Genomic DNA, 13,544 nt, shown 5'->3' with positions numbered 1-13,544 from the left:
CGGGGGCGGACCGTTCCAGAGGGGGGCAAGCACGTCATGTCGGAGCGCAGACCGTATCGGGTGGGGTACGCGCCGGGGGCCTACGACCTGTTCCACATAGGCCACTTGAACATCCTCCGCCACGCCAGGCAGCAGTGCGACTACCTGGTCGCGGGAGTGGTGTCGGACGAGATGGCGGAGCGGGCCAAGGGCCACCGGCCGGTCATCCCGCTCATCGAGCGGCTGGAGATCGTCCGCAACATCAAGTACGTCGACGCGGCGTTCGTCGAGACGGTGCCGGACAAGCTGGAGACCTGGGAGCAGGTCCGGTTCGACGTCCTGTTCAAGGGCGACGACTGGCGCGGCACCGCCCGCGGCGAGCGTCTGGAGCGGGACTTCGCCACCGTCGGCGTCGACGTCGTGTACTTCCCGTACACCGTCCACACCTCCAGCACCCAACTGCGCCGGGCCCTGGACGCGCTGACGCGGCAGGGGCCGCCGCAGGCCCAGGCGGCGGCCGAGGCCGTCAGCGTGCCGGAGCCGGCCGCGGGCCCGGGGCTGGCGGCGCGGCCGGGCGGTTGAGCTCGCGGAACCACTTCGCGAGGAAGAGCGGCAGGTAGAGCACGGCGGCGGCGCCGAGCAGCCCGTACCCCCACAGGAACAGCGGCCCGCCGCCCAGCAGCAGGAACACCAGGCAGAAGACCCCGTGGTCGACCGGGAGGAGCGCCACCGCCCGCAGGGTGGACGGCGCCGGCGCCGGGCCGCCCGGGGCCGGCACCCGCCGCTTGAGCTGCTCGGTGAGGAGCCCGCCGAAGAACGTCACGGTCGACGCGGTGAGGAAGACGAGCGGCACCAGCAGCAGGACGTCCGCGCCCGTGCCGAAGTGGCCGGGGTGGCGGTGGAAGGCGACGAGGACCGCCGTGTGCAGCACGGTCGTCTTCGCGCAGTCCACGACGTGGTCGAGCCACTCGCCCGCCGGGCTGCCACCGCCGCGCAGCCGCGCGAGCTGGCCGTCGGCGGAGTCGAAGGCGAAGCCCACGGCGAGCGCCAGCCACACCAGCGCGCCCGTCCACCACGTGGGCGGGGCCACCGCCACGGCGGCGATCCCGGCGAAGCTGAACACCGCGCTGACCAGCGTGACCTGGTTGGGCGTGAGCCCGGTGACGTACGAGCCGGCCGCGAGGAACCGGCCCGCGGGCCGGTTGACGAAGCGGGAGTACAGGGACACCCCCTTCGCCGTCTTCTGCGCGCCGCCGAGCCGCCCCAGCGCCTCGCCCCACGACATCCGCGCCGCCACCGCGGCCGTACCGCCCGTCCCCGCCACCATTGCGCCCCCTGTGCCGCTGTCGCCCGCCGGAGCGCTCATGATGACAGCCCCGCCCGGGGCGTGGGGGCGGGCCCGGAGCGCGGGGCGGGAGGGGGGCGGCGGGGAAGGGCCGGGGTGCGACGCGAGGGCGGCGGGGAAAGGCCGGGCGCGAGGGTGGGCGGAAGCAGGGGCCGGCCGGGGCGTGGGTGGGCGGTCCGGGCCCGAGGCCGGGCGGGCGGGTCAGCCCGCGGACGCCGGGGAGCGCCGGGCCGACGCCGGCACGGGGGCGCCCTCCCGCAGGGCCCGCCACACCTCGTCCGCCTGCGGCTGCGCCGGGACCACGCGGTTGGGGTCGGCCCGGTCGTAGGCGACGGGCAGCATCACCGTGTCCATGGACGCCGGGTCGATGCCGCGCATGCTCCGCCCGAACTCGACGAGCGCGGGGAGCGAGGCCAGCTCGGAGTCGGTCGTCAGCGATCCGGTCAGCGACCGGGCGATCCGGAACGACTTGGTCGGGCTGCCGAGCAGGTCCTGCCGCTGCACCTCGCGCAGCAGGGAGGTGAGGAATTGCTGCTGGAGTCCTATGCGGCCCAGGTCGCTGCCGTCGCGGTAGCCGTGGCGGGTGCGGACGAACCTCAGCGACTCGGTGCCGTCCAGCCGGTGCGTGCCGGGCTCCAGGGTGAAGCCGCCCTTGGTGTCGCGGATCGGTTCGCGGACCTCCACGGTCACCCCGCCCAGCTCGTCGACGACCTCCTTGAAGCCCGCGAAGTCGATCTCCATGAGGTGGTCGATGCGGACGCCGGACATCTTCTCGACGGTCTTCACCACGCAGGCGGGGCCGCCCGTCGTGTAGACGGAGTTGAACATGACGCGGGACGCCGGCCCGCTCTCGCCGCCGCCCGGGCGGGTGCAGGCGGGGCGGTCCACCAGGGTGTCGCGGGGGATGCTCACCGCGACCGCGTCCCCACGGTCCGCCGACACGTGCACCACCAGCGCCGTGTCGGAGCGGGCGCCGCCCAAGTCGCCGCCGTCGAGTGCGGCGTTGTCACCGGCCCGCGAGTCCGAGCCGAGCACCAGCAGGTTCGTCGCGCCGAGCGCGCCGGGCGCCTTCCGCGGCCGGTCGTCGCCCAGGGCGCGGCCGATGTCCACGCCCGTGAGGGCGCCGTCGAGGCTCCGGTACGCCCACCAGCCGGCCGCGGCCGCGCCGAGCAGGACGACCGCGCACCCGGCGCCCGCGACGCGCCACACGCGCCGGCGCCGGCCGGGCCGCCCGGCCCGCCGCTCCGACGCCGAGGGGCCGGTGTGCGTCAGGGGGCCGGAGCGTTCCGCCGGGCCGGTGTGCGTCACGGGGCCGGAGCCTTCCGCCGGGCCGGAGCCCCCGTCGATCGCCCCGTTGGTGTCCGGTGTGGTGTCCGGCATCGCTGGCCCCCCTGGTGCTGTGCTGACGCGCCGGCCCGCCCTCGCGTACGGCCCCCCCGGGCCCGACCGGTCGGTGAACTATAAACGTCCCCCCGCGGCACGGGGAGGGCCGTGCGCGGGGGGACACACGCGGAAGGGGCGCCGCACCGGACCGGTGCGGCGCCCCTCGTGGTCGCGAGGACCGGCGGCCGTCCCCTAGTGCACGCCGCCCATCAGCGGCTGGACCCGCTTGCGGTACATGAAGATCGCGAAGCCGCCGGCCATCGCGATGGCGCCCTGGCTGGCGAACCACCACTCGGTGTCGGTCGGCGCGCCCACCAGCTGGAGGAGCGAGATGACGGACGAGCCGGCGGTCACGGCGAGGAACCAGACGCCCATCATCTGCGACGCGTACTTGGCCGGGGCCAGCTTCGTCGTCAGGGACAGGCCGACGGGGGAGAGGGTCAGCTCACCGATGGTCTGGATGAGGTAGACCGAGCACAGCCACAGCGGGGTGACCTTGACGCCGCCCGCGGACGCGGTCTGCGCCAGCATCATCACGAAGAAGGAGCCACCGATCATGAGCAGACCGGTCGCGAACTTGCTGAGCGTGCTCGGCTCCTTGCCGCGGCGCGAGAGCGCCACCCACAGCCAGGCGAAGACCGGCGCGAGCGCCATCACGTACAGCGGGTTCAGCGACTGGAACCAGCTCGACGGGAAGTCGAAGCCGAACAGCGAGCCCTCGGTGTTGTCCTTGGCGAACAGCGTCAGCGTCGAACCGGTCTGGTCGTAGATCGCCCAGAACGCGGCGGCGGCCACGAAGAACCAGACGTACGCCGACATCCGGGTGCGCTCGACCGGCTCCAGGTCGCTGTCCCGCCGCACTCGCACCAGGTAGTACGTCGGCAGGGCGAGGCCCAGGATCGTCAGCGGCCACAGCACCCAGTCGATCGTGAACGAGCCGCTCAGGCCGACGAGCCCGTACGCGACGGCGGCGACGGCCAGCCAGATCACGGCCCGCTTGATGAGGCCCGCGCGCTCGGTCTCCGACAGCGGGGCCGGCACCTGGTTCGACTCCGGCGCGAGGTTGCGGAAGCCGAGGAAGTAGAAGGCGAGGCCGACGGCCATGCCCACACCGGCCAGCGCGAAGCCGTAGTGCCAGTTGACCTCCTGGCCGACCCAGCCGATGGTCAGCGGGGCGGCGAAGGCACCGACGTTGATGCCCATGTAGAAGATCGTGAAGCCACCGTCGCGGCGCGGGTCGTTCTTGTCCCGGTAGAGGTGGCCGACCATCGTGGAGATGTTGGCCTTGAGCAGTCCGGAGCCGGCGGCGATGAACGCCAGGCCGACGAAGAACGACACCGTCGTGGGCAGGGCCAGCAGGAAGTGGCCGACCATGATGATCGTGCCGGACACCGCGACCGTCTTGCGGGCGCCCCAGACGCGGTCACCGAACCAGCCGCCCGGCAGGGCGAGCAGGTACACCATCGCGTTGTAGACCGAGTAGATCGCGATGGCGGTCGCGTCCTCGAACCCGAGACCGCCTTCGGCCACCTCGGCCGACAGGTACAGCACGAGCAGGGCGCGCATGCCGTAGTAGCTGTACCGCTCCCACATCTCGGTCATGAAGAGGTTGGCCAAGCCGCGGGGGTGGCCGAGGAAGGTCTTCTCGGTGACGGGGCTGCTCGCCGAGTCCTTCGTCAGGCTGGACGCCATGGTCGATCCTTGTTCGTTCGGGACGCTCGTCGCTTCGTGGGCGACCGGCGCCCGCTCCGGGACGGCCGGCACCGGCACGGTCGCAGCCGTGCCGGGATCCACACCCCGTCGCGCGTGGTCACGCGGCGGAGCCCGGCCGACAGGTCATTCCTACGCCGAGCAGAAAAGAGACCTTTGGGGCATCAACGAGTGATGCCGCCAAAGGTCCCCGATTGCCTACTACAAGCGTCTCGCCACCATACGCCACGACACCGCGGCATATGGAAGGACTTGAGACATGGATCACAGGCGACGGTGGAACCGAACACCCGGTTTCCAAGGTCATTGCCAGGATGCCATCGAAGACATCCTGGCACGGACGATCTTGACGTGATCTCTCCACGACCCGCACGCCACGCGGACTACCATCACTCCATGACGCGTGTACTGCTCGCCGAGGACGACGCATCGATCTCGGAACCGCTGGCCCGCGCGCTGCGGCGCGAGGGGTACGAGGTCGAGGTGCGCGAGGACGGACCCAGCGCGCTCGACACCGGTCTGAAGGGCGCCGTCGACCTCGTCGTGCTCGACCTGGGCCTGCCCGGCATGGACGGGCTGGAGGTCGCCCGCCGGCTCCGCTCCGAGGGGCACACCGTGCCGATCCTCGTCCTGACGGCGCGCGCCGACGAGGTCGACACGGTCGTCGGCCTCGACGCCGGCGCCGACGACTACGTCACCAAGCCGTTCCGCCTCGCCGAGCTGCTCGCCCGCGTCCGCGCCCTGCTGCGGCGCGGCGCCGCCGAGCCCTCACAGCAGCCGCCGTCCACGCACGGCGTGCGCATCGACGTCGAGTCGCACCGCGCCTGGATGGGCGACGAGGAGCTCCAGCTCACCGCCAAGGAGTTCGACCTGCTGCGCGTCCTGGTCCGGGACGCCGGCCGGGTCGTCACCCGCGACCAGCTGATGCGCGAGGTCTGGGACACCACCTGGTGGTCGTCCACGAAGACCCTCGACATGCACATCTCGTGGCTGCGCAAGAAGCTCGGCGACGACGCGGCGAACCCCCGGTACATCGCGACCGTCCGCGGCGTCGGCTTCCGCTTCGAGAAGAGCTGAGGCGGACCCTCCGTGCGCCGCCGCCTGATCAGCTCCACGCTCGCCGTGGTCCTGGTCGTCATCTCCGTCTTCGGGGTCTCCCTCGTCATCGTCGAGACCCGCACCATCACCAGCAGCGCCCAGGAGAGCGTCGAGCTGGAGGCGATGCGGCTCGCCGGGATCGTCGACGGCCGCCTCATCGGCGGCGAGCCCGTCGACCCCGACATCCTCTCCGACCACGGCGGCGCCGACCGGTACGCCCGCATCGAGATCCCCGGCCGCCCGCCCGTCGAGGTCGGCACCCGCCCCGGGGGCGGCGTCATCCGCGGCACCGCGGTGGGGGAGCGCGGCGAACGGGTCATCGTGGAGGAGTCCCGCTCGTCCGTGACGCGCGAGGTCGGCCGTACGCTCCTGATCATCGGCGCGGTCGCGCTGCTCGCGGTCGTCGCCGCCGTCCTGCTCGCGGTACGGCAGGCCAACCGGCTGGCGTCGCCCCTCACCGACCTCGCCGAGACCGCCGAGCGGCTCGGCTCGGGAGACCCCCGCCCGCGGCACCGGCGGTACGGGGTGCCCGAGCTGGACCGGGTCGCCGACGTCCTCGACGCCTCCGCCGAGCGCATCGCCCGGATGCTCACCGCCGAGCGCAGGCTCGCCGCCGACGCCTCCCACCAGCTGCGCACCCCGCTGACCGCGCTGTCGATGCGGCTGGAGGAGATCTCCGACACCGACGACCTGGAGACGGTCCGCGAGGAGGCGACGATCGCCCTCGCCCAGGTGGAGCGGCTCACCGACGTCGTCCAGCGCCTCCTCACCAACGCGCGCGACCCGCGCACGGGCTCCGCGGTCGGCTTCGACCTCGACGAGGTGGTCAAGCAGCAGATCGAGGAGTGGCGGCCCGCCTACCGCAGCGCCGGCCGGGCGATCGTCCGCTCCGGCCGCACCGGCATGCGCGCCGTCGGCACCCCCGGCGCCGTCGCCCAGGTACTGGCCGCGCTGATCGAGAACTCGCTCATGCACGGCGGCGGCACGGTCGCCCTGCGCACCCGCGTCACCGGCAACCAGGCCGTCGTCGAGGTCACCGACGAGGGCCCCGGGGTCCCCGCGGACCTCGGCGCGCGGATCTTCGAGCGGACCATCAGCGGCCGCAACTCCACCGGCATCGGCCTGGCCGTCGCCCGCGATCTCGCCGAGGCGGACGGCGGGCGGCTGGAGCTCGTACAGCTCAAGCCCGCCGTGTTCGCCCTGTTCCTGAGCCGCGAGTCGCGGCGCCGCGACGACGAGAGCCCACGCCCGATCCGCTAGGGGGCCGCCCCACCGGTCGGTCCGGGCTCGCGGCGCGCCCGGTCAGGGACGCGCGGGCGCACCGCCCAGGTCAGGGGACGCGCGGGCCCACCGGAGCCGGGGACTCCTCGGGCCGCCGCTGCTCCAGGATCGCCGGGCCCGCCGTGGCGGCCCCGGCCTCTCCGTCGTCCGCCCCGGCCGCGGCCCCGGCGCCCGGGATCGTCCGGAACACCCACGTGCGGTACGACCAGAACCGGAAGAGCGTCCCGATACCGATCCCGAGGAACTTGAAGAAGTTGTTCTGCAGCGGACTGTCCCAGCCGAAACCGTAGGTCGCGGCGTAGAGGATTCCGTTCTCGATCACCATTCCGGCGGCGCTGAACGCGAAGAACAACGACGCCTCACGCGTGCGCCGCGTCTTGTCCCGGTCCCGATAGGTGAAGTGGCGGAAACCGACGTAGTTGCACGCGATGGCGATCACCGTGGCCAGCAGGCTGGCCCGGACGACGGGCAGGTCGGTGGTCTGGCGCAGCACGTTGAAGGCGGCCATGTTCACCAGCAGCCCGATACCGCCGACGAGACCGAATTTCGCTATCTCACGGACGAGCTGTTCCAGCCGCACCCGCAGGGCGCTCTGTTCACTCATAATGATCTTTCAATCCCGTCCGCCGGCCGCATGCGTCAACCCGGTCATGCTAACCATCACCCACCCGGCGACGCGCGGACGCCGGATGCCGCGCCGCCCACCCAGCTTCCGCCCGCGCCGCCCGCCGCCCTGCCGCGCGCGCCGCCCGCCGTGCCGGGTCCGCGTGGCCGGCGGATACCCTAGGAGGGTGACGTTCCCGGTAGTCGGTATGGTCGGCGGCGGTCAGCTCGCCCGTATGACCCACGAGGCGGGCATTCCCCTCGGCATCAGATTCAGGCTTCTCAGTGACACCCCCCAGGACTCTGCGGCGCAGGTCGTGAGCGACGTCGTCATCGGCGACTACCGCGACCTCGACACGCTGCGCGAGTTCGCGCGCGGGTGCGACGTGATCACCTTCGATCACGAGCACGTACCCACCGAGCACCTCAGGGCCCTGGAGGCGGACGGCATCCCCGTCCGTCCGGGGCCCGACGCTTTGGTGCACGCCCAGGACAAGGGCGTGATGCGCGCGAAGCTCGACGCGATCGGCGCGCCCTGCCCGCGCCACCGCATCGTCGCCGACCCGGCCGACGCCGCGGCGTTCGCGGCGGAGGGCGGCGGCTTCCCGATCATCCTCAAGACGGTGCGCGGCGGGTACGACGGCAAGGGCGTGTGGTTCGTCCGCTCCGAGGACGAGGCGCGCGACCCCTTCCTCGCCGGCGTGCCGGTCCTCGCCGAGGAGAAGGTCGACTTCGTCCGCGAGCTCGCGGCGAACGTCGTCCGCTCCCCGCACGGCCAGGCCGTGGCGTACCCCGTCGTGGAGTCCCGGCAGGTCGACGGCGTGTGCGACACGGTGATCGCGCCCGCCCCGGAGCTGCCGGCCGAGCTGGCCGGCCAGGCCCAGGAGCTGGCGCTGCGCATCGCGCGGGAGCTGGACGTCGTCGGCCACCTCGCCGTCGAGCTGTTCGAGACCCGCGACGGCCGCATCCTGGTCAACGAGCTCGCGATGCGCCCGCACAACTCCGGCCACTGGACCCAGGACGGCGCGGTGACGTCCCAGTTCGCCAACCACCTGCGGGCCGTCCTCGACCTGCCCCTCGGCGACCCGCGCCCCCGCGCGCGGTGGACGGTCATGGCGAACGTCCTCGGCGGCGACTACCCGGACATGTACCAGGCGTACCTGCACTGCATGGCCAGGGACCCGCAGCTGAAGATCCACATGTACGGCAAGGACGTGAAGCCCGGCCGCAAGGTGGGCCACGTCAACACCTACGGCGACGACCTGGACGACGTGCTGGAGCGCGCCGCCCACGCCGCCGGCTACCTGCGAGGAACGATCGTTGAGTAACGCACCCGGGCCGCTGGTGGGCATCGTCATGGGCTCGGACTCCGACTGGCCCGTCATGGAGGCCGCCGCCCAGGCGCTCGACGAGTTCGAGATCCCGTACGAGGTCGATGTCGTCTCCGCCCACCGCATGCCGCGCGAGATGGTCGCCTACGGCGAGCGGGCCGCCGATCGCGGTCTGAAGGCGGTCATCGCGGGGGCCGGTGGCGCCGCGCACCTGCCGGGCATGCTCGCCTCCGTCACGCCGCTGCCGGTGATCGGCGTGCCCGTGCCGCTGAAGTACCTCGACGGCATGGACTCGCTCCTGTCGATCGTGCAGATGCCGGCCGGCGTCCCCGTCGCCACGGTCTCCGTGGCCGGCGCGCGCAACGCAGGTCTGCTCGCGGTGCGGATGCTCGCCGCGCACGACGCGGACCTGCTGGCCCGGATGAAGGAGTTCCAGCAGGAGCTGAACGACCAGGCGACGGAGAAGGGCAAGCGGCTGCGGGCGAAGGTCGAGGGCTCCACGTCCTTCGGCTTCGCCCGGTGACCGCCGCCCGCCTCCTCGGCGAGGCCCTCGACCTCCTCGCCGAGCACCCCGTCGTCGACGGCCACAACGACCTGCCGTGGGCGCTGCGCGAGAAGGCCGGCTACGACCTGGACCTCCTCGACGTCGCCGCCGACCAGCGCGGCCGGCTCCACACCGACCTGCCGCGGCTGCGCGCGGGCCGGGTGGGTGCCCAGTTCTGGTCGGTGTACGTGCGCAGCGACATGGCCGGCGACGACGCGGTCAGCGCCACGCTGGAGCAGATCGACTGTGTCGACCGGCTGCTGGCCCGCCACCCGGCGGAGCTGGCCCCCGCGCTGACCGCGGACGACGTGGAGGCGGCCCGCGCCCAGGGCCGCATCGCGTCGCTGAAGGGTGCCGAGGGCGGGCACTCCATCAACAACTCCCTCGCCACCCTGCGCGCCCTGTACGCGCTCGGCGTGCGGTACATGACGCTCACGCACAACGACAACATCGCGTGGGCCGACTCGGCGACCGACGTGCCGGCCGTCGGCGGGCTGTCCCCGTTCGGCCGCGAGGTCGTGCGGGAGATGAACCGGCTGGGCATGCTCGTCGACCTCTCGCACGTCGCGGCGACGACGATGCGCGACGCGCTGGACACCACCGAGGCGCCGGTCGTCTTCTCGCACTCGTCGGCGCGCGCGGTCTGCGACCACCCGCGCAACGTCCCCGACGACGTGCTGGAGCGGCTGCCCGGCAATGGCGGCGTCGCCATGGCGACGTTCGTGCCGAAGTTCATCCTGCCCGCGGCGGTGGAGTGGACGGCCCGCGCCGACGAGAACCTGCGCGCGCACGGCTTCCACCACCTGGACACCACCCCGGAGGCGATGCGGCTGCACGCGGCGTTCGAGGAGGCGCACCCGCGACCGGTCGCGACGGTCGCGACGGTCGCCGACCACCTCGACCACATGCGGGACGTCGCCGGCGTCGACCACGTCGGCATCGGTGGCGACTACGACGGCACGGCCTTCACCCCGGCCGGTCTCGACGACGTGTCGGGGTACCCGAACCTCGTCGCCGAGCTCCTCGCCCGCCGCTGGTCCCGCGCCGACGTGGCCAAGGTGACCTGGGGCAACGCCGTGCGGGTCCTGCGCGACGCGGAGGCGGTCGCCCGTGACGCCGCGTCCCGCCGGGGGCCCTCCACGGCGACCCTGGCCGATCTGGACGGCTGACCGGCCCGTACGGAACGCACGGGCGTACGGAACGTACGGAACGCGACGCGGCCCCCGGCGGTGTGCCGGGGGCCGCGTCGCGTGTGGCTGCGCCGTCGTGTCGGGGGCGGGACGGTGGGGGTGGGGGGCTGTGTCGTCCGGCTGCGCCGCCGTGTCGGGGACGGCAGTGGGTGGGGAGGGGCCGCGGCGGGTCACCTCCTCGGGGTCGGCGGCCTCGGGTACCGGGGAAGTGGCCCGGGTACCGCCGCCAACCCCTGCGGGGGCAACCCACCACGGCCCCTCCTCGGGCCGTCGGCCGGGTGACGGGGGGGGGGGCTTCAGGCCCGCGGGCGGCCCATCGCGCGGAACGTCCAGCCCGAGGCGCGCCAGCGGGCGGCGTCCAGGGCGTTGCGGCCGTCCAGGATGATCCGGGCGTTCACGACCGCGCCCAGCTCCTCCGGGTCGACCTCGCGGAACTCGCTCCACTCGGTGAGGTGCAGCACCACGTCCGCGCCGCGCACGGCCTCCAGGACGCTCTCGGCGTAGGCGAGGGTCGGGAAGACGCGGCGGGCGTTGTCCATGCCCTTCGGGTCGTACACGGTGACCTGGCCGCCCTGGAGGTGGATCTGCCCGGCGACGTTGAGGGCGGGGGAGTCGCGCACGTCGTCCGAGTCGGGCTTGAACGCGGCACCGAGGACCGCGACCCGCTTGCCCAGGAACGTTCCGTCCCCGAGGGCCTCGCGCGCCATGCCGACCATCTGCCCGCGCCGCCGCATGTTGATGGAGTCGATCTCCCGCAGGAAGGTGAGCGCCTGGTCGGCGCCGAGCTCGCCCGCGCGTGCCATGAAGGCGCGGATGTCCTTGGGCAGGCAGCCGCCGCCGAAGCCGATGCCGGCGCGCAGGAACTTGGCGCCGATCCGCTCGTCGTGGCCGATGGCCTCCGCCAGCTTGGCGACGTCACCGCCGGCGGCCTCGCAGACCTCCGCCATCGCGTTGATGAAGGAGATCTTCGTCGCGAGGAAGGAGTTCGCGGCGGTCTTCACCAGCTCGGCCGTGGGGAAGTCGGTCACGACGAACGGCGAGCCCTCGCCTACCGGCACCGCGTACACCTCGCGCAGCAGCTTCTCGGCGCGGCCGCTCTCGACGCCGACGACGATCCGGTCCGGGTGCAGGGTGTCCCGCACGGCGAAGCCCTCGCGCAGGAACTCCGGGTTCCAGGCCAGCTCCACGTCCGCGCCGGCGGGTGCCCGCTCGGCGAGGAGCCGGGAGAGCCGCTCGGCGCTGCCGACCGGCACGGTCGACTTGCCGACGACGAGGGCGGGCTTCCTCAGGTGCGGGGCGAGCGCGCCGAACGCCGCGTCGACGTAGCTCATGTCGCAGCCGTACTCGCCCTGCTTCTGCGGGGTGTTCACGCAGACGAAGTGGACGTCGCCGAAGTCGCCGACCTCCTCCCAGGAGGTGGTGAAGCGCAGCCGCCCGGTGGAGCCCTCCATGCCCACGACGTGCCGCCGCAGCAGCTCCTCCAGCCCCGGCTCGTACATGGGGACCCGGCCCGAGGCCAGCATCTCGATCTTCTCGGGGACGATGTCGAGCCCGAGGACGTCGAAGCCGAGTTCCGCCATGGCCGCTGCGTGGGTGGCGCCGAGGTAGCCGGTGCCGATCACCGTGATCTTCAGGGCCATGTGTGCTGCTCCAGTGCTGTACGGGCCGGGAATGCGTGCCCGAGCATAGTCGGGCGGCGCCGGGGGCATGGTTCCGGCGGTGTTGCCGCTGTCGGCAAGCTCACGTGATCCTCACATATGCCGAGCCCGTGGCGGACCACTAAAATTCGGGTTACTTAACGGTAGTTAGCACCGCAGCCCAGGGGAGTGACGCAGACATGGCGGGAACGCCTGACTTCGACCTGTACCGCCCGTCCGAAGAGCACGACATGCTCCGGGACACCGTCCGCTCGCTCGCCGAGGCGAAGATCGCGCCGCACGCCGCCGCCGTCGACGAGGAGGCCCGCTTCCCGCAGGAGGCGCTGGACGCGCTCGTCGCCTCCGACCTGCAGGCCGTGCACGTCCCCGAGACGTACGGCGGCGCGGGCGCCGACGCCCTCGCGACCGTGATCGTCATCGAGGAGGTCGCCCGCGTCTGCGCGTCGTCCTCGCTGATCCCGGCGGTGAACAAGCTCGGCTCCCTCCCGGTGATCCTCTCCGGCTCCGAGGAGCTGAAGAAGAAGTACCTGGGCCCGCTCGCCAAGGGCGACGCGATGTTCTCGTACTGCCTCTCCGAGCCGGACGCCGGCTCCGACGCCGCCGGAATGAAGACCCGCGCGGTGCGCGACGGTGACTTCTGGGTCCTCAACGGCGTCAAGCGCTGGATCACCAACGCGGGCGTCTCCGAGTACTACACGGTCATGGCCGTCACCGACCCGACCAAGCGCTCCAAGGGCATCAGCGCCTTCGTCGTCGAGAAGGGCGACGAGGGCGTCTCCTTCGGCGCCCCGGAGAAGAAGCTCGGCATCAAGGGCTCCCCGACGCGCGAGGTCTACCTCGACAACGTCCGCATCCCCGCCGACCGCATGATCGGCGAGGAGGGCACCGGCTTCGCCACCGCGATGAAGACCCTGGACCACACCCGCATCACCATCGCGGCCCAGGCCCTCGGCATCGCCCAGGGCGCCCTGGACTATGCCAAGGGCTACGTCCAGGAGCGCAAGCAGTTCGGCAAGCCGATCGCCGACTTCCAGGGCGTGCAGTTCATGCTCGCCGACATGGCGATGAAGATCTCCGCGGCCCGCGCCCTCACGTACCAGGCGGCCGCGGCCTCCGAGCGCGTCGACGCCGACCTGACCTACCTGGGTGCGGCGGCGAAGTGCTTCGCCTCGGACATCGCCATGGAGGTCACCACGGACGCCGTCCAGCTGCTCGGCGGCTACGGCTACACCCGTGACTACCCGGTCGAGCGCATGATGCGCGACGCCAAGATCACCCAGATCTATGAAGGCACGAATCAGGTCCAGCGGATCGTCATGGCGAGGAACCTGCCGTAGCAGGTTTTTCGCAGGTCAGCGGCCCTATCAGGTGGTCCGGGAGCTGTGATCGGCTTCTGGTCCGTTCGGGTCCGTTCGGGCGTGT

The 13,544-nt window shown here is 72.5% G+C and carries 12 protein-coding genes; 7 read left to right on the top strand and 5 right to left on the bottom strand.

Going from position 1 to position 13,544, the window contains the following annotated elements; genetic code table 11:
• The first annotated feature begins 36 nt into the window (after positions 1–36).
• A complete protein-coding gene (locus NRO40_RS11620) occupies positions 37–561 on the top strand; it encodes an adenylyltransferase/cytidyltransferase family protein (protein WP_079047461.1) in 525 nt (174 codons plus the stop codon).
• On the opposite strand, the gene NRO40_RS11615 is transcribed toward NRO40_RS11620, so the two are convergent.
• From NRO40_RS11615 to NRO40_RS11605, 3 genes are all read right to left on the bottom strand, one after another.
• Positions 506–1,306 (bottom strand): CDP-alcohol phosphatidyltransferase family protein, encoded by an 801-nt coding sequence (locus NRO40_RS11615; protein ID WP_408056992.1) that lies wholly within the window; start codon positions 1,304–1,306, stop codon positions 506–508. The two genes, NRO40_RS11620 and NRO40_RS11615, sit on opposite strands and share 56 nt — an antisense overlap.
• 219 nt (positions 1,307–1,525) lie before the next feature.
• Entirely contained in the window at positions 1,526–2,632 is a 1,107-nt protein-coding gene (locus tag NRO40_RS11610) for an LCP family protein (protein ID WP_058944838.1), read from the bottom strand.
• A 267-nt stretch (positions 2,633–2,899) separates the two neighbouring features.
• Positions 2,900–4,399 carry a peptide MFS transporter gene (locus tag NRO40_RS11605; protein WP_058944825.1) on the bottom strand — a complete coding sequence of 500 codons (1,500 nt, stop codon included), beginning with the start codon at positions 4,397–4,399 and terminating at the stop codon, positions 2,900–2,902.
• A gap of 414 nt (positions 4,400–4,813) precedes the next feature.
• Between NRO40_RS11605 and NRO40_RS11600 the strand changes: the two genes are divergently transcribed.
• Positions 4,814–5,494 (top strand): response regulator transcription factor, encoded by a 681-nt coding sequence (locus NRO40_RS11600; protein WP_058944826.1) that lies wholly within the window; start codon positions 4,814–4,816, stop codon positions 5,492–5,494.
• Between the two features lie 12 nt (positions 5,495–5,506).
• Entirely contained in the window at positions 5,507–6,775 is a 1,269-nt protein-coding gene (locus NRO40_RS11595) for an ATP-binding protein (protein ID WP_058944827.1), read from the top strand.
• Positions 6,776–6,845: 70 nt separating this feature from the next.
• Here the strand turns inward: NRO40_RS11595 and NRO40_RS11590 are convergent, their stop codons facing one another.
• Positions 6,846–7,400 (bottom strand): GtrA family protein, encoded by a 555-nt coding sequence (locus NRO40_RS11590; RefSeq protein ID WP_058944828.1) that lies wholly within the window; start codon positions 7,398–7,400, stop codon positions 6,846–6,848.
• 187 nt (positions 7,401–7,587) lie between these two features.
• Between NRO40_RS11590 and NRO40_RS11585 the strand changes: the two genes are divergently transcribed.
• Genes NRO40_RS11585 through NRO40_RS11575 form a run of 3 tightly spaced genes read left to right on the top strand, consistent with a single transcriptional unit; the run spans position 7,588 to position 10,443 of the window.
• The gene (locus NRO40_RS11585) at positions 7,588–8,727 is read left to right on the top strand and encodes a 5-(carboxyamino)imidazole ribonucleotide synthase (RefSeq protein ID WP_058944829.1); all 1,140 of its coding nucleotides are present in this window, start codon (positions 7,588–7,590) and stop codon (positions 8,725–8,727) included.
• Between the two features lie 28 nt (positions 8,728–8,755).
• Positions 8,756–9,253 (top strand): 5-(carboxyamino)imidazole ribonucleotide mutase, encoded by a 498-nt coding sequence (purE, locus tag NRO40_RS11580; protein WP_232791249.1) that lies wholly within the window; start codon positions 8,756–8,758, stop codon positions 9,251–9,253.
• Positions 9,250–10,443, top strand: coding sequence for a dipeptidase (locus NRO40_RS11575; RefSeq protein ID WP_058944831.1), 1,194 nt, complete (start codon positions 9,250–9,252; stop codon positions 10,441–10,443). The genes purE and NRO40_RS11575 overlap by 4 nt, the downstream gene beginning before the upstream one ends.
• Before the next feature lie 317 nt (positions 10,444–10,760).
• Here the strand turns inward: NRO40_RS11575 and NRO40_RS11570 are convergent, their stop codons facing one another.
• Positions 10,761–12,104, bottom strand: coding sequence for a UDP-glucose dehydrogenase family protein (locus tag NRO40_RS11570; protein WP_058944832.1), 1,344 nt, complete (start codon positions 12,102–12,104; stop codon positions 10,761–10,763).
• Positions 12,105–12,301: 197 nt separating this feature from the next.
• Here NRO40_RS11570 and NRO40_RS11565 point away from each other — a divergent pair, with 197 nt between their 5' ends.
• Positions 12,302–13,459, top strand: a complete 1,158-nt coding sequence (locus tag NRO40_RS11565) for an acyl-CoA dehydrogenase (RefSeq protein ID WP_058944833.1) — start codon at positions 12,302–12,304, stop codon at positions 13,457–13,459.
• The last annotated feature ends 85 nt before the right edge of the window (positions 13,460–13,544 follow it).

Source organism: Streptomyces changanensis (assembly GCF_024600715.1).
Taxonomy (GTDB): Bacteria; Actinomycetota; Actinomycetes; order Streptomycetales; family Streptomycetaceae; genus Streptomyces; species Streptomyces changanensis.
This window is presented reverse-complemented; position numbering and strand designations above follow the sequence as displayed.

What these genes read in the sequence shown, in the direction of transcription:
- NRO40_RS11620 (WP_079047461.1), top strand. Translation starts at nt 37, where the DNA reads ATGTCGGAGCGCAGACCGTATCGGGTGGGGTACGCGCCGGGGGCCTAC.
- NRO40_RS11615 (WP_408056992.1), bottom strand. Translation starts at nt 1,306, where the DNA reads ATGGTGGCGGGGACGGGCGGTACGGCCGCGGTGGCGGCGCGGATGTCG.
- NRO40_RS11605 (WP_058944825.1), bottom strand. Translation starts at nt 4,399, where the DNA reads ATGGCGTCCAGCCTGACGAAGGACTCGGCGAGCAGCCCCGTCACCGAG.
- NRO40_RS11600 (WP_058944826.1), top strand. Translation starts at nt 4,814, where the DNA reads ATGACGCGTGTACTGCTCGCCGAGGACGACGCATCGATCTCGGAACCG.
- NRO40_RS11590 (WP_058944828.1), bottom strand. Translation starts at nt 7,400, where the DNA reads ATGAGTGAACAGAGCGCCCTGCGGGTGCGGCTGGAACAGCTCGTCCGT.
- purE (WP_232791249.1), top strand. Translation starts at nt 8,756, where the DNA reads ATGGGCTCGGACTCCGACTGGCCCGTCATGGAGGCCGCCGCCCAGGCG.
- NRO40_RS11570 (WP_058944832.1), bottom strand. Translation starts at nt 12,104, where the DNA reads ATGGCCCTGAAGATCACGGTGATCGGCACCGGCTACCTCGGCGCCACC.
- NRO40_RS11565 (WP_058944833.1), top strand. Translation starts at nt 12,302, where the DNA reads ATGGCGGGAACGCCTGACTTCGACCTGTACCGCCCGTCCGAAGAGCAC.